The 17,187-nt window shown below is 74.6% G+C and carries 13 protein-coding genes; 5 read left to right on the top strand and 8 right to left on the bottom strand.

The genetic code is table 11. The annotated features are described in order from the left end of the window. Positions 1-28: 28 nt before the first annotated feature. The 3 genes from NH342_RS00185 to NH342_RS00195 all read right to left on the bottom strand — a co-directional run bounded on the left by NH342_RS00185 (position 29) and on the right by NH342_RS00195 (position 4,277). Positions 29-517, bottom strand: coding sequence for a MarR family winged helix-turn-helix transcriptional regulator (locus tag NH342_RS00185; RefSeq protein ID WP_253010034.1), 489 nt, complete (start codon positions 515-517; stop codon positions 29-31). Then, positions 510-3,710: a fused isobutyryl-CoA mutase/GTPase IcmF gene (gene icmF / locus NH342_RS00190; RefSeq protein WP_253010036.1), complete on the bottom strand. Its 3,201-nt coding sequence runs from the start codon at positions 3,708-3,710 to the stop codon at positions 510-512. Before icmF ends, NH342_RS00185 begins: the two co-directional genes overlap by 8 nt. A 69-nt stretch (positions 3,711-3,779) precedes the next feature. Beyond that, a complete protein-coding gene (locus NH342_RS00195; RefSeq protein ID WP_253010038.1) occupies positions 3,780-4,277 on the bottom strand; it encodes an FBP domain-containing protein in 498 nt (165 codons plus the stop codon). A gap of 298 nt (positions 4,278-4,575) precedes the next feature. On the opposite strand from NH342_RS00195, the gene NH342_RS00200 reads away from it, so the two are divergent. Both NH342_RS00200 and NH342_RS00205 read left to right on the top strand, forming a co-directional pair. Further along, complete coding sequence (locus NH342_RS00200) at positions 4,576-4,938, top strand: hypothetical protein (RefSeq protein ID WP_253010040.1); 363 nt, start codon at positions 4,576-4,578, stop codon at positions 4,936-4,938. Between the two features lie 76 nt (positions 4,939-5,014). Further along, entirely contained in the window at positions 5,015-5,866 is an 852-nt protein-coding gene (locus NH342_RS00205; protein WP_253010042.1) for a 3-hydroxybutyryl-CoA dehydrogenase, read from the top strand. Here the strand turns inward: NH342_RS00205 and NH342_RS00210 are convergent. Next, positions 5,854-7,560: a chorismate-binding protein gene (locus tag NH342_RS00210; RefSeq protein WP_253010044.1), complete on the bottom strand. Its 1,707-nt coding sequence runs from the start codon at positions 7,558-7,560 to the stop codon at positions 5,854-5,856. The two genes, NH342_RS00205 and NH342_RS00210, sit on opposite strands and share 13 nt — an antisense overlap. A 181-nt stretch (positions 7,561-7,741) precedes the next feature. Between NH342_RS00210 and NH342_RS23975 the strand changes: the two genes are divergently transcribed. From NH342_RS23975 to NH342_RS00225, 3 genes are read left to right on the top strand one after another with little or no spacing between them, the layout of a single operon-like run. Further along, entirely contained in the window at positions 7,742-8,356 is a 615-nt protein-coding gene (locus tag NH342_RS23975) for a TetR/AcrR family transcriptional regulator (RefSeq protein WP_253010046.1), read from the top strand. Positions 8,357-8,368: 12 nt separating this feature from the next. Then, positions 8,369-10,324, top strand: coding sequence for an AAA family ATPase (locus NH342_RS00220; RefSeq protein ID WP_253010048.1), 1,956 nt, complete (start codon positions 8,369-8,371; stop codon positions 10,322-10,324). A 21-nt stretch (positions 10,325-10,345) separates the two neighbouring features. Then, on the top strand, positions 10,346-11,200 hold the full coding sequence (locus NH342_RS00225; protein ID WP_253010050.1) for a PPK2 family polyphosphate kinase: 855 nt from the start codon (positions 10,346-10,348) through the stop codon (positions 11,198-11,200). Between the two features lie 112 nt (positions 11,201-11,312). Here the strand turns inward: NH342_RS00225 and NH342_RS00230 are convergent, their stop codons facing one another. Genes NH342_RS00230 through NH342_RS00245 form a run of 4 tightly spaced genes read right to left on the bottom strand, consistent with a single transcriptional unit; the run spans position 11,313 to position 17,180 of the window. Next, positions 11,313-12,560: a guanine deaminase gene (locus NH342_RS00230; protein WP_253010052.1), complete on the bottom strand. Its 1,248-nt coding sequence runs from the start codon at positions 12,558-12,560 to the stop codon at positions 11,313-11,315. Beyond that, entirely contained in the window at positions 12,557-13,354 is a 798-nt protein-coding gene (gene xdhC, locus NH342_RS00235) for a xanthine dehydrogenase accessory protein XdhC (protein WP_253010054.1), read from the bottom strand. Before xdhC ends, NH342_RS00230 begins: the two co-directional genes overlap by 4 nt. Next, complete coding sequence (gene xdhB / locus NH342_RS00240) at positions 13,354-15,768, bottom strand: xanthine dehydrogenase molybdopterin binding subunit (RefSeq protein ID WP_253010056.1); 2,415 nt, start codon at positions 15,766-15,768, stop codon at positions 13,354-13,356. Before xdhB ends, xdhC begins: the two co-directional genes overlap by 1 nt. Further along, the gene (locus NH342_RS00245; RefSeq protein WP_253010058.1) at positions 15,765-17,180 is read right to left on the bottom strand and encodes a xanthine dehydrogenase small subunit; all 1,416 of its coding nucleotides are present in this window, start codon (positions 17,178-17,180) and stop codon (positions 15,765-15,767) included. Before NH342_RS00245 ends, xdhB begins: the two co-directional genes overlap by 4 nt. Positions 17,181-17,187 lie beyond the last annotated feature (7 nt).

Genomic DNA, 17,187 nt, shown 5'->3' on the forward strand with positions numbered 1-17,187 from the left:
GCGGGCGCCGGACATCAACGGTGGGCCGTCACTCGAGGTCCCCGGCGTCGGCGCGCAGCTCGCGGAGCACGTCGACGAGGTCCTGCACCCGGTCGGGGGCCAGGCCCGGCCTGGTGAAGACCTCGGCGTTGAGGGCGTCGGTGGCCTTGGCCGCCACCCGCCGTCCCTCGTCGGTGATCGACACGACCACCACCCGGCCGTCGGTCGGCGACGGCCGGCGCACCACCAGCTCGGCCGCCTCCAGCCGCTGCGCCGCGTTCGTGACCGACGCCGGGTGGACCTGCAGCAGCGCGCCCGCCCGGGTCATGGGCAACGAGCCCTCGCGGGTGAAGGACAGCAGCTGCAGCAGCTCGTAGCGGGCGAAGGTCAGCCCGAGGGGGCGCAGCACGGCGTCCACCCGGGCCTGCACGATCGCCTGCGCCCGCATCAGCGAGGTGACCGCCAGCATCCCGGGGGTGGCATCACCCCACCCGCGGGCCGTCCACTGCCGCCCCGCCTCCTCGATGGGATCAGACATTGCGCCGGTACTGGCCGCCGACCTCGAAGAAGGCGTCGCTGATCTGGCCCAGCGAGCAGACCCGGACGGCGTCCATCAGTGCGGCGAAGACGTTCCCGCCGTGCATGGCCGCGTCCTGCAGCGCCGCGAGGGCCGCGGGGGCCTCCGAGGCGTGCCGGGCGTGGAAGTCGGTGAGCCGCCGCAGCTGCGACTGCTTCTCCTCCTCCGTGGCCCGGGCCAGCTCGACGGTCTGCGGCGCCTCCTCGGCCGCGTGCGGGTCGAGGAAGGTGTTCACCCCGACGATGGGCAGCGAGCCGTCGTGCTTGCGGTGCTCGTAGAGCATCGACTCGTCCTGGATGCGGCCGCGCTGGTAGCCGGTCTCCATCGCGCCCAGCACGCCGCCGCGCTCGGCGATCCGGTCGAACTCGGCGAGCACGGCCTCCTCGACCAGGTCGGTGAGCTCGTCGACGACGAACGAGCCCTGCAGCGGGTTCTCGTTCATCGCCAGGCCCCACTCCTGGTCGATGATCATCTGGATGGCCAGCGCCCGGCGGACCGAGTGCGCCGACGGCGTGGTGACCGCCTCGTCGTAGGCGTTGGTGTGCAGGGAGTTGGCGTTGTCGTAGATCGCGCACAGCGCCTGCAGCGAGGTGCGGATGTCGTTGAAGTCCATCTCCTGCGCGTGCAGTGACCGGCCCGAGGTCTGCACGTGGTACTTCAGCTGCTGCGCGCGGGGGTTGGCGCCGTAGCGCTCCTTCATCGCCACCGCCCAGATCCGGCGGGCGACCCGGCCGATGACGGTGTACTCGGCATCCATGCCGTTGGAGAAGAAGAAGCTCAGGTTGGGCGCGAAGTCGTCGATGTGCATGCCGCGGGCCAGGTAGGCCTCGACGTAGGTGAACCCGTTGGCCAGGGTGAAGGCGAGCTGGCTGATGGGGTTCGCCCCGGCCTCGGCGATGTGGTAGCCGGAGATCGAGACCGAGTAGAAGTTGCGGACCTTCTCGGCGATGAACCACTCCTGGATGTCGGCCATGCACCGCAGGGCGAACTCCGTGGAGAAGATGCAGGTGTTCTGGCCCTGGTCCTCCTTGAGGATGTCGGCCTGCACCGTGCCGCGGACGTTGGCCAGCACCCACGCGCGGACCTCGGCCGGGTCCTCCTCGGGGTGGGCGGCCAGCCGCTGGTCGATCGCGGTGTTCAGGAACATCGCCAGGATCGCCGGCGCGGGACCGTTGATGGTCATCGACACCGAGGTGGTCGGCGAGCACAGGTCGAACCCGTCGTAGAGCACCTGCATGTCCTCCAGCGTCGCGATGGAGACGCCGGAGGTGCCGACCTTGCCGTAGACGTCGGGGCGCGGGTCGGGGTCGCGGCCGTAGAGGGTGACCGAGTCGAACGCGGTCGAGAGCCGGGTCGCCGGCTGGCCCTCGCTCAGCAGCTGGAACCGGCGGTTGGTCCGGAACGCGTCGCCCTCGCCGGCGAACATGCGGGCCGGGGCCTCGCCGTCGCGCTTGAAGGGGAAGACGCCGGCGGTGTAGGGGAACCGGCCGGGCACGTTCTCGCTGCGCAGCCAGCCGACGAGCTGGCCGTGGTCGTCGGTGCGCGGCAGCGACACCCGCCGCACCTGGTTCCCGCTCAGGGTCTCCCGGGTCAGCGGGACGGCGATCTCCTTGCCCCGGACGGTGTAGGTGTAGGTGTCCCCGGAGTAGTCCTCGACGAGCTGCGGCCAGTCCTCGAGCAGGTGCACGGTGTCGGGCAGCAGGTCGATCTGCTCCGCGCGCGCCCGGGCGGCCTCGGCCGCGTCGCCGTCCAGCAGCTGTGCCGCCGTCCCCAGGTGCTGCCTGTCCCGGGCGGCCGCGGCCTGCTCGGCCGTCGTCCGGTGGTAGCCGCGCACCGTCTCGGCGACGTCGGCCAGGTACCGGGCCCGGGAGGACGGGACGACGCTGGTCAGCCCGGTGGAGGCCATGACGTCGACGGTCGGCAGCACCCCGGTGGCCAGCGACAGGCCCTTCGCGCCGAGCAGCTTCTTCAGCTCCTGGAACAGCGCGGTGACGCCGTCGTCGTTGAACCGGGCGGCGCTGGTCCCGAAGACCGGCATGGTCTCCCAGCTCTGGCCGAACGCCTCGCGGTTGCGCACCAGCTGGCGCGCGACGTCGCGGCGGGCGTCCTCGGCCCCGCGGCGCTCGTACTTGTTGACGGCGACGACGTCGGCGAAGTCGAGCATGTCGATCTTCTCCAGCTGCGACGCGGCGCCGAACTCCGGCGTCATCACGTACAGCGAGACGTCGGAGAACGGCAGGATCGCCGCGTCGCCCTGGCCGATGCCCGGGGTCTCCACGACGACGAGGTCGAAGCCCGCGGCCTTGGTCGCGGCGATGACGTGGTCGAGGTGCTCGGGGACCTGGGCGCCGGCGGTGCGGGTGGCCAGCGAACGGAAGAAGGTGGAGCCGCGGTCGCCGGTCTCCAGGGCGTTCATCCGGATCCGGTCGCCGAGGAGCGCACCGCCACCGCGGCGGCGGGACGGGTCGACGGCGAGGACGGCGATCCGCAGCTTGTCCTCCTGGTCCAGCCGCAGCCGGCGCAGCAGCTCGTCGGTGAGCGAGGACTTGCCCGACCCGCCGGTGCCGGTGATGCCCAGGACGGGGACGTGCCGCTGCGCCGCCTCCCGGGTCACCCGCTCGGCGAGCTCGGGGTCGGCGCCGGCCTCCAGCACCGTGATGGCGCGGGCGAGGGCGGCGGGGTCGCCGGTGAGGAGGGCCTCGACGTCCGGGCCGTCGGTGGTGAGGTCCACGTCGCAGGCGGCGATCAGCTCGTTGATCATGCCGGGCAGGCCGAGGCGCTGGCCGTCCTCGGGGGCGAAGATGCGCACCCCGCGGGAGCGCAGCAGCGCGATCTCCTCGGGGACGATGACGCCGCCGCCCCCGCCGAAGACCTGCACGTGGCCGGCGCCGTGCCGCTCCAGCTCCTCCTTGAGGTAGCTGAAGTACTCGACGTGCCCGCCCTGGTAGGAGCTCAGCGCGATGCCCTGCGCGTCCTCCTCCAGCGCCGCCCGGACGACGGTGGCCACGCTGCGGTCGTGGCCGAGGTGCACCACCTCCGCGCCCTGGCTCTGCAGCAGCCGCCGCATGACGTTGATCGCGGCGTCGTGGCCGTCGAACAGGCTGGCGGCGGTGACGAAGCGGACGGGGTTCACGGGCACGTGCAGGTCGGCCACGGGTCCTCCTGGCGCAGATGCATGGACGTCCAAGCAACCTACGCGCCGGTTGCTTGGACGTCCACACACCTAGGACCCGACAACCTGCGCGGCGAACGCGGCCGACCGGGCCCGCAGCGCCTCGATGCGCTCGGCGACGACCTGGTCGGCGACCGCCTCGATGCCGTCGCCGGCCTCGCTGCTCGTCGGGGGCCGCCGCACGTTGGTCGAGCAGGCCAGGTCGTCGCACAGCAGCACGCCGAGGGTGTTGCCGGCCCGACCCGACGCCCCGCCCCGGCGGGCGACGAACAGCCCCGCCCGCACGGTGAGCAGGTCCCGGCACCAGGTGCACAGGGCCTTCTTCCGCCGTCCGCCCGGCTCGGGGGTGCGCAGCAGGATGCCGACGGGTCCGTGGTCGAGCTCCAGCACGACGTAGGCGCGCAGCGGGGCCTTGGGGTCGCGCCAGCCCAGCAGGTCGAGGGAGTCCCACGGCTGGGTGGCGAGGTCGGGCAGGACGGCGTCGGCGGCCTCGCGGCGGGAGGCGTTGACGAAGGAGGAACGGATCTGCTTCTCGGTGAGGACGTGCACGGCTGGCTCCGGTGCGGGAGGAGGGGTGGGGGTCGTCGTCCCGCCCCGGGCACGCTGCCGCACCGGCCCGCTCGGGGGCCGTCGATCGTGCGGGTCAGCGGAGCCGGACGCGGGTCCGGCTCGGGGTCGACCAGGCCATCGCGGCCACCTGCCTCCCCGCGGGTCCCCCCGCACACGTGCTCGTCCCGGACAGTCTCGACGCTACGCCCGCTGTCCACCCGGTTCCGATGATCACCCCGGGTGGGGCGCTGCCCCGTCGTCGCGCAGGTCGCATCTGAGCCGGGGTGATCATGGGTCGGTGCGCATCGACGTACCCGTCGTCCCGGACATCGGCTTGAGCTCGGCGACCCGACCACCGGTGTCGGCTCGGCGGCTCTCGCAGAAGGTGATGCTGGTTCTGCTGTCGGGTCGCATGTGGGTACGCGACGGCGACGGGGCCCGCCGTGGCATCACCGGGCCGACCTGGGTCGTCTGGTACGTCGGCGAGGCCCTGGAGTACGGCACGGACGGTGACACCGTGCACTGGGTGGTCGGCCAGCGGACGGGGAGGCCCCCGGCCGGCCTGCCGCGCCCCGGTTCGCTGGTGCGGGTGGTGGACAGCGGCGGGGACGTCGTCCCCGCCGCGCTGATCCACCCGGGCCAGGTGCTGCCTCCGGGGTGACATGACCGCGCTGGACCCGGGGTGATCACCCGGGCGTGTGGCACGGTGGGCGGTACACGTCGAGCGAGGAGTGCCAGTGCAGCGGATCGCGGTCATCGGTGGTGGGCAGATGGGGGCCGGCATCGCCGAGGTCAGCGCCCGGGCGGGGTGCGACGTCGTCGTCGTCGAGGCCGACGAGGCCGGGGCCGAGCGGTTCCGCGCCCGGTTGGAGAAGTCGCTGGCACGCGCGGCGAAGTCCGGCCGGCTGAGCACCGAGGACGCCGACGCCGCGCTGGCCCGGGTCGACGTCGCCACCTCGCTCGAGGGGGCCGTGCACGCCGAGCTGGTCATCGAGGCCGCGCCCGAGGTCGAGGCGCTCAAGCTGGACCTGTTCCGCGAGCTCGACGAGCTGCTGCCGCCGGAGGCGGTCCTGGCGTCGAACACCTCGTCGATCCCGCTGGTGAAGATGGCCAGCGTCACCAAGCGGCCGGACAAGGTCGTGGGCGTCCACTTCTTCAACCCCGCACCGGTGCTGCCGCTGGTGGAGGTCGTGGCCAGCCTGCTGACCAGCGACGCGACCCTCGCCGCGGTGACCGCGTTCGCCGAGGACCAGCTGGGCAAGACCACCATCCGGTCCAAGGACCGGGCGGGGTTCATCGTCAACGCGCTGCTCATCCCCTACCTGCTGAGCGCGATCCGGATGATGGAGAGCGGCTTCGCCTCCGCCGAGGACATCGACGCCGGCATGGTGCAGGGCTGCGCCCACCCGCAGGGCCCGCTCGCCCTGGCCGACCTCATCGGCCTGGACACCACGGCCGCGGTCGCGCAGTCGATGTACGAGGAGTTCAAGGAGCCCCTCTACGCCCCGCCGCCGCTGCTGCTGCGCATGGTCGACGCCGGCCTGCTCGGCCGCAAGACCGGCCGCGGGTTCTTCCCTTACGAGCGGTAGACCGCCGGCAGCCAGCCCCGCAGCGAGCTGACCAGCGCGATCTCCGCCCCGGGCAGGTCGGCCGGGGTGATCCGGCCCTCGACGAGGGTGCCGTCGGCGACCAGCCGGGCCCGCTCGACGCCGGGCAGGCACCCGCTGCCCAGCGGCGGGGTCACCCACGCACCGCCCCGCCGGACGGCGAGGTTGGCGCGGCAGCTCTCGGTGACCTCGCCGGCGGTGTTGACCAGCAGGACGTCGTCGGCGCCGGGGTGGCGGGCCAGCCGGGTGTCGTAGGGCGCCCGCAGGGTGGTCTTGTGGTGCGGCCACGGCGCGTGCTCGTCGACCGGTTCCTCGTCCAGCTCCAGCCGCACCGGGCCCGCGTACGGCGCGGGGAGCGGGAAGGTCTCGACGGTGGGCGTGCCGTCGCGGGCCACCGTCAGCCGGACCCGCCGGTCGCCGTCCAGGTCCGCCAGGGCCCGCTCCACCCTGGCCGGGTCGACGTCGAAGCCGAAGTGCGCGGCGGAGTCCAGCAGCCGGGCCCGGTGGCCGGGCCAGTGGTGCAGGCCCGCGGCGGTGTGCCGCATCGTCTCCAGGAGGGCGAACTCCGGGGGTGCTGCGGTGAGCACCCGGGTCTTGGTCAGGAGTTCGGCGTGCTCGGCGGCGGGGTCGGACGACCACGTGATGCCCCCGCCGGCGCCGTAGGCCGCCGTCCGGGTGTCCCGGTCGACGACCAGCGTGCGGATGGCGACGGAGAACCGGGCCTCGCCCGGGCCCACGAAGCCTACGGCGCCGCAGTAGACCCCGCGGGGTGCGGTCTCCAGCTCGGCGATGACCGCCATGGACGACGCCTTGGGCGCGCCGGTGACCGATCCGCAGGGGAACAGCGCGGTGACCAGGTCGACCAGTCCGGTGCCCGGCCGCAGGGTGGCCCGGACGTCGCTGGTCAGCTGGTGCACCGTCGGGTACCGCTCGGCGGCCAGCAGCCGGGTGACCTGGACGCTGCCGGTGACCGCGACGCGGGCCAGGTCGTTGCGCACCAGGTCGACGATCATCACGTTCTCGGCGCGGTCCTTGGTGCTGGCCAGCAGCGCGTCGCGGGCGGCGGCGTCCTCGGCGGTGGTGCGCCCGCGGGCCGCCGTCCCCTTCATCGGGCGCACGAGCACGTGGTCGCCGGTGCGGTGCAGGAACAGCTCCGGGCTGGCGCTGGCGACGACGGCGGTGCCGGCGTCGAGGTAGCCGTTCCAGGCGCCGCGCTGGGCCAGGGCCAGGTGGGCGTAGGCGGCGAGGGGGTCGGCCGGGGCCGGTCCGCGCAGCCGGGTGGTCAGGTTGACCTGGTAGGTGTCCCCGGCGGCGATCCGCTCGCGGACGGCGGCCACCGCGGCGGCGTGCTGCTCCGGCGTCCAGTCGGGCACCCACGGGCCGGGCGGGGGAGTGCCCGCGGCCACCGGCGGGACGGCGCGGGGCGGGCCCTCGGTGATGCCGAACCAGAGCAGGTGGCCGTCCGGGTCGCGCGTGGTCAGGACCGGGTCCAGGCCGGGGGCGGCCTCGTAGGCGAGGAACCCCGCCGCCCAGCGGCCGGCGGCGGTGTGCGCCTCGACCTCGCGCAGCGCCGGGCCGACCTCGGCGGGTGTGCGGGCGACGACGACCGCGACCGGCGGGTCGAAGGCCAGGGCCGTGCCGGCGACGAGGTCGTCGAACCGCGCCCAGGTGCCCACCCGCTCATCGTCGCCGACGGGGTCCTAGAGCCGCGGCCGGGGGCGGCGCAGTGGCCAGCGGAACGGCGGTGTGCCCGGGCCTGCGGGCGGTACGGGGACGGGACGGCGTGGCGTGGTCATACCGCCACGGTCTCACACTTGCTTGTTCGCATGCAAGTAACCACGATGCGACACTGCGCGGGTGGTCGAGCAGGTCCGCCGGACTCAGCAGCAGCGCCGCGCCGAGACCGAGCGCCGGGTGGTGGACGCCGCCATCGCGCTGATCGCCGAGCGGGGATCGCGCGCGGTCACGCTCGCCGAGGTGGGGCAGGCCGCCGGGTACAGCCGCGGGATCGTGCACGCGCACTTCGGCAGCCGGGACCAGCTGCTGGCCGCCGTCGTCCGGGACGCGCAGCGCTTCGACGTCCCCGAGGTCGACGGGACCGGGCTGGACCGGCTGGCCGCCCTGGTCCGGGCCTACCTGCAGAACGTGGCGCTGCGCCGGCCGGCCATCGGGGCGTTCCTGCTGATGTGGGCGGAGTCGCGGGCCTCGGACCCGGTGCTCGGCCCGCTGTTCGCCGAGCGGGACCGGTCCTTCCGCGCCGACCTCGCCGCCGTCGTCCGGGACGGTGTGCAGGACGGGTCGGTGCGCCGCGACGCCGACCCGGAAGCGGTCGCCGTCCTGCTGCTCGGCGCGCTGCGGGGCATCGGCATGCAGCAGGCCGGGTCGGCCGGTGCCGTGGCCGGGGACGGGATGGTCGAGCAGACGGTCGCGGTGCTGGTGCAGGGCCTGGGCTCCGGGCCGCAACCGGCGTAACGTCCTCCGACCGTGTCCGACGCCGTCCTCGAAGCCGAACGTGCACACCTCGACCTCGCCGCCGCCTGCCTGACCGACATGCGCGCGGCCACCGTGGCCACCGCCGACGCCGGCGTCGACGCCTGGGCCTCCGAACGGCTGGGCGCCGCCCGCGCCGAGCGCCTGCGCAGCCTGGCCGCCGACCCCGGTGCGCCGCCGTTCTTCGGCCGCACCGACACCCCCGCCGAGACCTTCCACATCGGCCGCCGGCATGTGCGCGACGCCGCCGGCGACCCGGTGGTCATCGACTGGCGGGCGCCGATGAGCCGGCCGTTCTACCAGGCCAGCGCCGCCGACCCGCAGGGTCTGACCCGCCGCCGCAGGTTCGGCTTCGCCGACGGCGAGCTGACCTCCTACGAGGACGAGTCGCTGTCGGCGGACGATGGGCCGTCGACGCTGCTGCGGGAGGAGATCGAGCGGCCGCGGTCGGGCCCGATGCGCGACATCGTGGCCACCATCCAGCCCGACCAGGACGACATCGTGCGCGCGCCGCTGGCCGAGTCGATCTGCGTGCAGGGTGCCCCCGGCACCGGCAAGACCGCCGTCGGGCTGCACCGCGCGGCCTACCTGCTGTACACGCACGGCGAACAGCTCTCCCGCACCGGCGTGCTCGTCGTCGGGCCGAACCGGGCCTTCCTGCGCTACATCGAGCAGGTGCTGCCCGCCCTCGGCGAGGTGGAGGTCGACCAGGCCACCGTCGCCGACCTGACCGGCCGGGTGCCGGTGCGGGCCGAGGACCCCGACGACGTCGCCGTGCTCAAGGGCGACGCCCGGCTGGCCGAGGTGCTGCACCGCGCGCTGTGGCGCCGGGTGACCAAGCCGCGCGACTCGGTGCAGGTGCCGCTGTCGGGCCGGAGGTACCGGGTCCCGGAGGAGCGGCTCAAGCGCTACGTCGACGACCTGCGGCGGGCCGGCATCTCCTACGGCGCGGGCCGGGAGCGGCTGGCGCTGTCGCTGGCCGAGGACGCCCGCCGGCAGAAGGAGGAGGTCGGCGGCAGCCCCACGGACGCCGAGACGCGACGGTGCGCCCGCTCGGCCGAGGTCCGCGCGTTCTGCGACGAGCACTGGCCGGCCGTGGACGCCGCCGCGCTGGTCGCCGAGGTCCTCGCCGACCCGTCGGTGGGCGGTTCCGTGCTGGACCCGGCCGAGCAGGACCTCCTGCGGCGGGCACCCGCGCGGTCGGTGCGGGCCACCCGCTGGACGGCGGCCGACGCCGTCCTGGTCGACGAGGTGGCCGGGCTGCTGGAGCGGACGCCGGGCTACGGGCACGTGGTGGTCGACGAGGCGCAGGACCTCTCCCCGATGCAGTGCCGGGCCGTGGCGCGACGGCTGGCCGCCGGGTCGCTGACCGTGCTGGGCGACCTGGCGCAGGCCACCAGCCCGTGGTCGGTGGCCGACTGGTCGGCCACGCTGGAGGCGCTGGGCCGGCCGGGTACGCAGGTGCGGCCGCTGACCACCGGCTACCGGGTGCCCGCCGAGGTGCTGGAGTTCGCCAACCGGCTGCTGCCGGTGCTGGTGCCCGGGCTCGCCCCGGCCACCGCGGTGCGGTCGGAGCCGGGGTCCCTGCAGGTCCGGCCGGTGCCGGTGCTCGCTCCGGTGCTCGCCGAGGTGGTGCGGTCGGCCGGTGCGGGGTCGGTGGGGATCGTGTGCGCGGACGCGGCCGTGGCGGAGCTGGTGGCGGCGCTGGACTCCGAGGGGATCGAGGCCGCTGCCCTGGCCGACGACGGCAGCGAGCCGGCCCCGGTCGCCGTCGTCCCGGCGACGCTGGTCAAGGGCCTGGAGTTCGACCACGTGGTGGTCGTGGAGCCCGCCGCGATCGTGGCGGCCGAGCCGCGAGGGCTGCACCGGCTCTACGTCGCGCTGACCCGGGCGGTGAGCAGCCTGGTGGTGCTGCACCGCGGCGAGCTGCCGGACCTGCTGGCCGCGTGAGCCCTCACTAGGGTTCCGATCATGGCCAAGAAGACGGTGTCCGTGCGCGAGGTCCTGCGAGCACCGGCCGGCACGGTGACCCTGGCCGACATCGACCCCCGGGACACCCCGTCCGCCCCGGGCGACAAGGACACGACCAAGGCGCAGTTGCTCGCCGACGGCGCCGAGCTCGCCGTCCTGCAGGAGAAGCTCTACGCCGAGGGCGCCACCGGCGGCACCCGGCGGGTGCTGCTGGTGCTGCAGGGCATGGACACCAGCGGCAAGGGCGGCGTGATCGAGCACGTCGCCGGGGCGGTGAACCCGCAGGGCCTGGCCATCACCAGCTTCAAGAAGCCCACGCCCGAGGAGCTCAAGCACGGGTTCCTCTGGCGGGTCCGGCGGGCGGTGCCGGTGCCCGGGCTGATCGGCGTCTTCGACCGGTCGCACTACGAGGACGTGCTCATCGGCCGGGTCCGCGAGCTGGCCACCCCGGCGGTCATCGAGCGGCGGTACAAGGAGATCGTCCGGTTCGAGGACCAGCTCGTCGAGGCCGGCGTGACGATCGTGAAGTGCATGCTGCACGTGTCGAAGTGGGAGCAGAAGCAGCGGCTGCTGGCCCGCCTGGACGACTCGACCAAGCGCTGGAAGTTCAACCCCGGCGACATCGACGAGCGCGGCCTGTGGGAGGACTACCAGCGCGCCTACGAGGTCGCCCTCGAGCGCACCTCCACGCAGACCAACCCCTGGTACGTCGTGCCGTCGGACCGCAAGTGGTACCGCAACTGGGCCATCGGCCGGCTGCTGCTGGAGGCCGTGCAGGACCTCGACCCGCGCTTCCCCGCCCCCGACTACGACGTCGCCGCCCAGCGCGACCGCCTCATCGACGAGACCGACTGACTCCGGCGCCCCGCCCCCCCGTTGACCTTGCAGAACCACAACGCCGACACGCCGCCCACCGGCGTGGCGGCGTTGCCGTTCTGCACGATCAACGCGACATGAGCGCGGCCGGTCAGCTGCGGATGCGGGTGCCGTCCACCCACACGCCGGCGACGTCCGCGGGGCCGCCCAGGGCGAAGACCTTGGCCAGCGCGTCGTCGGGGCCGGCGGCCGAGCGCAGGACGACGTCCAGGGTCGAGCCGGACGGCGGTCGCAGCCAGACGGCGTCGAAGCGCATGCCGACCGACAGGTGGCCGACCTGGTCGGCCAGCCCGAGCGCGTCGGCGCCGGCGACCGTGGCCAGGTGCAGCAGGTCCGCCGGGGTGAGCGGCACGCCCTCGGGGCCGAGCAGCTGCTGGGCGAAGTAGGCCTGCAGGCCCTCCTTGAGCAGCGAGAACCCGGTCCCGGCCCCGACGTCGGAACCCAGCGCCACCCGGACCCCGGCGTCTGCGTGCCGGCGCAGCGGGAACAGGCCGCTGCCGAGTGCGGCGTTCGAGGTCGGGCAGTGCGCCACCGCCGTCCCCCGCGCGGCCAGGACGGCGAGCTCGGCGTCGGTGGGGTGCACGTCGTGGGCCAGCACCGACGCCGGGCCCAGCAGGCCGTACCGGTCGTAGCTGTCCACGTAGCCGCCGTGCAGGTCGGCCACCGCGGCCACCTCGGCCGGGTTCTCGTTCACGTGCGAGGTGAACAGGGCGTCGTCCAGCGACCCCAGCAGGTCGGCACTGGCCTCCAGCAGCGCCGGCGAGCAGGAGAGCGAGAAGCGCGGCGTCACCGCGTAGCGGGACCGGCCGACGCCGTGCCAGCGCCCGGCCAACGCGAGGCCCTCCTCGAAGGACCGTGCGGGCGAGGTGTGCAGGTCGGCGGGAAGCAGCAGGTCGCTGACCACCAGCCCCGACGTCACCCGCAGCCCGACCCGCGCGGCCTCGGTGAACAGCGCGTCCACGGCCGTCGCGAAGTGCGAGCCGAACACCAGCGCGGTCGTCGTCCCCGCCCGGACCAGGCCGTCGACGAACTCCGACGCCACCGCGGCGGCGTAGTCGGGGGCGGCCAGCTCGCACTCCTCGGGCAGGGCGCAGCGGTCCAGCCAGTCCAGCAGCGGCATGCCCAGCCCGCCGATCGCCCGGACCTGCGGGTAGTGCACGTGCGTGTCCACCAGCCCGGGCAGCACCACGCCGCCGCGCAGGTCGACGTCCGGCGCGGGGAAGTCGGACGCCGGTCCTCGAGCCGTGACGACGCCGTCCTCGACCTGCACGACCCCGTCGAGGGTGCGCAGCTCCCCGGCGACCGGGGTGTCGAGGAAGGTGCCGCGGACCAGCGTCACGACGGGACGCGCGCGACCGCGCCGAGCAGCGCCGCCGCCACGCCCACCGCGATCACGGCGGGGTCCTTGCCGGCCAGCTCCGGGAGACCGATGGGGCAGGTGATCCGGTCCGGGTCGGGGGCGCCGTCGGCGAGCAGGGTGCGGCGGAACCGGGCCCACTTGCCGGCCGACCCGATGAGCCCGATCGAGGCCAGGCCCGGCGTGCGCAGGGCGGCGTCGCAGAGGGCGGCGTCCTCGGCGTGGTCGTGCGTCATGACCAGCACGTGGCTGCCCGCGGGCAGCTCGGCGAGCACCAGCTCGGGCAGCACCGGCACCTGGTGCACGTGCACCTCGGCGACGGCGTCGTCGAGCACGGCCAGCCGCTCCGGGGCCAGCTGACCGGGCCGGCTGTCGACCAGGTGCAGGTCGAGGTCGTGCCGGGCGAGGATCCGCGCCAGCTCGAGCCCGACGTGGCCGATCCCGAACACCGCCACCGACGGGACGACGGGCAGCGGCTCCAGCAGTAGCCCGACCTCGCCGCCGCAGCACTGCACGCCGTGCTGGTAGGGCGCCTTGTCCGACAGCGCGACCTCCACGACCAGGGTGCCGCCGTCCGAGCCGAGCAGTTCCCGGGCGCGCTCGACGGCGACGGCCTCCAGGTTGCCGCCGCCGACGGTGCCGTGCTGCCCGGCCGCGGTGACCACCATCTTGGCGCCGGCCTCGCGCGGCGAGTGCCCGCGCACGGTCGCGACGGTGACCAGGACGCCGGCCTCCCGGCGCTCGCGCAGCGCCCGGACGGCGCGGTCCCAGCGCATCAGGTCTGGCCCAGGACGCGCTCGGAGGTGGGCCGGATCGGTGGCCCGTCGGGCTGCGGGGGAGCCGAACCGCCGTCGCGCACGTGCGCACCCTCGGCGGAGCGGGCCGCCTCGACCGCCCAGAACACCGCCTCCGGGGTGGCCGGGGAAGCCAGGTCCACGCTCGTCCCGGGCGGCCCGAACGCTGCGGCGGCCTGGCGGATCGCCTCCCGCACGGAGAACGCCAGCATCAGCGGCGGCTCGCCGACCGCCTTGGAGCCGTAGACCGCGCCGTCCTCGTGCGCGGCGTCCAGCAGGGACACCCGGAAGTCCTCGGGCATCTCGGAGAAGCTGGGCAGCTTGTAGGTGGACGCCGACGAGGTCAGCACGCGACCGGTGGTGGCGTCCCAGCGGAGGTCCTCCAGGGTCAGCCATCCCAAGCCCTGCACGAAGCCGCCCTCGACCTGGCCGAGGTCGACCAGCGGGGACAGCGAGTCGCCGACGTCGTGCACGATGTCCACCCGCCGCACCCGGTAGGCGCCGGTGAACCCGTCGACCTCGACCTCGGCCGCGGCCACCCCGTAGGCGAAGTACTTGAACGGCTCGCCGCGCATCGCCGCGGAGTCCCAGTGCAGGCCCTCGGTCCGGTAGAAGCCGGCCGCCCACAGCTGCACCCGCGAGAAGTACGCCAGCCTGACGACGTCCTCCCACGCCACCGAGGGCCCGGCGGCGTCCAGGCCGCGCACCCGGCCCTCGACGAACCGGACGTCGGCCGCCGGCACGTGCAGCTCCTCGGCGGCGACCTGCGCCAGCCGGCCCAGGATCTGCTCGCAGGCGTTCTTCACCGCGCCGCCGTTGAGGTCCGCGCCGGAGCTCGCCGCGGTCGCGGAGGTGTTGGGCACCTTGTCGGTGCGGGTGGGGGCCAGCCGCACCCGGGACAGCGGGACGCCGAGGGCGGTGGCCGCGACCTGCAGCATCTTGGTGTGCAGGCCCTGGCCCATCTCGGTGCCGCCGTGCGTGATGAGCACGGAGCCGTCCTTGTAGACGTGCACCAGCGCGCCGCCCTGGTTGAAGGCGGTGAAGTTGAACGAGATCCCGAACTTGACCGGGGTGATCGCCAGACCCCGTTTCACGTGGATCGACCCGGCGTTGAACTGCTCGACCTGCGCGGTCCGGTCGTGGAAGTCCGAGGAGTCCAGCACCTGCTGCCAGGCCTTCTGCAGCCGGTCGGCGTGGCGGACCGGCTGGCCGTAGGGGGTGTCCTGGCCCGACGCGTAGAAGTTGCGGCGGCGCAGCTCCTCGGCGGTGAACCCGAGGGTGGGGGCGCAGCGGCCCAGCACGTCCTCGATGACCAGCATGCCCTGCGGCCCGCCGAACCCGCGGAACGCCGTCTGCGAGGTCTTGTTGGTCTTCGCGATCCGGCCGTTCACCCGGACGGCGGGGATCCAGTAGGCGTTGTCGACGTGGCACAGCGCCCGGGCCAGCACCGGCTCGGACAGGTCCAGGCTCCAGCCGCCGTCCGAGGTCAGCGTCGCGTCCAGCGCGGTGAGCCGGCCGGCGTCGTCGAACCCGACCCGCCACTGGGCCAGGAACCCGTGCCGCTTGCCGGTCATCGTGATGTCCTGCGCGCGGTTCAGGCGCAGCCGCACCGGCCGGCCGGTCAGGCGGGCACCGAGCGCGGCGACCGCGGCCAGGCCGTGCGGCTGCATCTCCTTGCCGCCGAACCCGCCGCCCATCCGCAGGCACTGCACGGTGACCTCGCTGCTGGCCAGGCCCAGCACGTGCGCGACGATCTCCTGCGTCTCGGTGGGGTGCTGGGTGCTGGACTGGATGAACACCTGGCCGTTCTCGTCGACCTGGGCCAGCGCGCAGTGCGTCTCCAGGTAGAAGTGCTCCTGGCCGGCGAACTCGAACTCGCCGCTGAACACGTGCGCAGACCCGGCGAGTGCCTCCTCGACGTCCGGGCCGCGCAGCAGCGTCGGCTGCCCGCCCTGGAAGGAGCCGGCGGCGACCGCGTCGCGCACCGTGACGAGGGCGGGCAGCTCCTCGACGTCCACCTCGACGGCGACCGCGCCGAGCCGGGCGGCCTCCAGCGTCTCGCCGAGCACCCAGGCCACCGCGTGGCCGTGGAACATGACCTCGTCGGGGAACAGCGGCTCGTCCTGCTTCACCCCGGCGTCGTTCACACCGGGGACGTCGGCCGCGGTGAGCACCCGGACCACCCCGGGGACGGCGGTCGCGGCCTCGGTGCGGACGGCGGTGACCCGCGCGTGCGCGGCGAGCACCTGCACCGGCCACGCGTGCAGCACGCCCTTGGTGCGGCCGACCAGGTCGTCGGTGTACAACGCCTGCCCGGTGACGTGCAGCGCCGCGGCCTCGTGCGGGACGGGGGCGCCGACGACGGCGCCGAGGGGACGTTCGGACAACGCGCTCATGCCGGCACCTCCGACGCAGCGATCCTGAGCAGGGACTGCCGGAGCATCGCCCTCCGGTAGGCGGCGCTGGCCCGGTGGTCGTCCAGCGGGGTGCCCTCGGTGGCCAGCACGTCGGCGGCCGCGGCGACGTCCGGCCAGCGGGCGCCGACCAGGGCCTCCTCGGTCGCGCGGGCGCGGATCGGGGTGGCGGCCACCCCGCCGAGCCCGATCCGGGCCTTCACGACCTCGCCGTCGACCACGTCGAGGCCGACGGCGACGGCGACGCTGGAGATGTCGTCGAACCGCCGCTTGGCGATCTTGGTGAACCCGACCAGCCCGGGTTGCGGCTGGGGGATGCGGACGGCGCGGATCAGCTCGCCCGCGGTGCGCACGCTGCGGCGGTAGCCGGTGAAGTAGTCGGCCAGGGCGACCTCGCGCTCGCCGTCCGCGGAGACCAGCACCAGCGAGGCGTCCAGGGCGAGCAGGACGGGGGCGGTGTCGCCGATGGGGGAGCCGGTGCCCAGGTTGCCGCCCAGCGTGGCGCCGTTGCGGATCAGCACGGAGGCGAACTGCGGCAGCAGCAGGTCCAGCAGGGGGACGGCGCCGTCCAGCCGGGTGGCCACCTCGGACAGCGTGACCGCGGCGCCGATCTCGACCACCTCGTCGGTGACCGTCACCCCGCGCAGCTCGGGCAGCCGGTCGATGGCGACGACGTGCGGGGCGCGCAGGCCGCGCAGGTTGACCTCGACGCCGTGGTCGGTGGAGCCGGCGACGACCACCGCGTCGGGGTGCTCGGCCAGCAGGGCGAGCGCTGCGGGCAGGTCGGGCGGGCGGGTGAACCCGGGGACGTCGGTCGGGGCTGCTGCCGGGGCGGGCTCGTGCAGCCGGCCGGCCAGCGCGTCGTCGGTGCCCGGCCCGGCGAGGGCGTAGGCGGCGTCCCGGATCGGCCGGTAGCCGGTGCAGCGGCACAGGTTGCCCGACAGGGCGTGCAGGTCGAAGCCGTTGGCCCCGTGCTCCGGGGTGGGCTCGCCCGGGGCCTCGATCGGGACTCTGTCGGGCCGGTAGAACTCCGCGGCCATGGAGCAGACGAAGCCCGGCGTGCAGTAGCCGCACTGCGAGCCGCCGCGCACCGCCATCTCGTGCTGCACCGGGTGCAGGTCGTCGGGGGTGCCCAGGCCCTCGGCGGTCACGACCTCCTGGCCATCGAGCGCCAGCACCGGGACCAGGCAGGCGTTGAGCGCCGTCCAGCGCGTGGGCGTCGTCGTCCCCGGGCGGGCGACCAGCACCGAGCAGGCCCCGCACTCGCCCTCGGCGCAGCCCTCCTTGGCGCCCACCAGACCCGACTCCCGCAACCAGTCCAGCGCGGTGGTGTGCGCGGGGACGCCGTCCAGGGGGACGGTGCGCCCGTTCACGGTCAGGTCGGGGGACGGCATGGACCAG

It is taken from the genome of Klenkia sp. PcliD-1-E (assembly GCF_024124375.1).
GTDB lineage: Bacteria > Actinomycetota > Actinomycetes > Mycobacteriales > Geodermatophilaceae > Klenkia.

What these genes read in the sequence shown, in the direction of transcription:
- NH342_RS00225 (WP_253010050.1), top strand. Translation starts at nt 10,346, where the DNA reads ATGGCCAAGAAGACGGTGTCCGTGCGCGAGGTCCTGCGAGCACCGGCC.
- NH342_RS00245 (WP_253010058.1), bottom strand. Translation starts at nt 17,180, where the DNA reads ATGCCGTCCCCCGACCTGACCGTGAACGGGCGCACCGTCCCCCTGGAC.
- xdhC (WP_253010054.1), bottom strand. Translation starts at nt 13,354, where the DNA reads ATGCGCTGGGACCGCGCCGTCCGGGCGCTGCGCGAGCGCCGGGAGGCC.
- xdhB (WP_253010056.1), bottom strand. Translation starts at nt 15,768, where the DNA reads ATGAGCGCGTTGTCCGAACGTCCCCTCGGCGCCGTCGTCGGCGCCCCC.
- NH342_RS00185 (WP_253010034.1), bottom strand. Translation starts at nt 517, where the DNA reads ATGTCTGATCCCATCGAGGAGGCGGGGCGGCAGTGGACGGCCCGCGGG.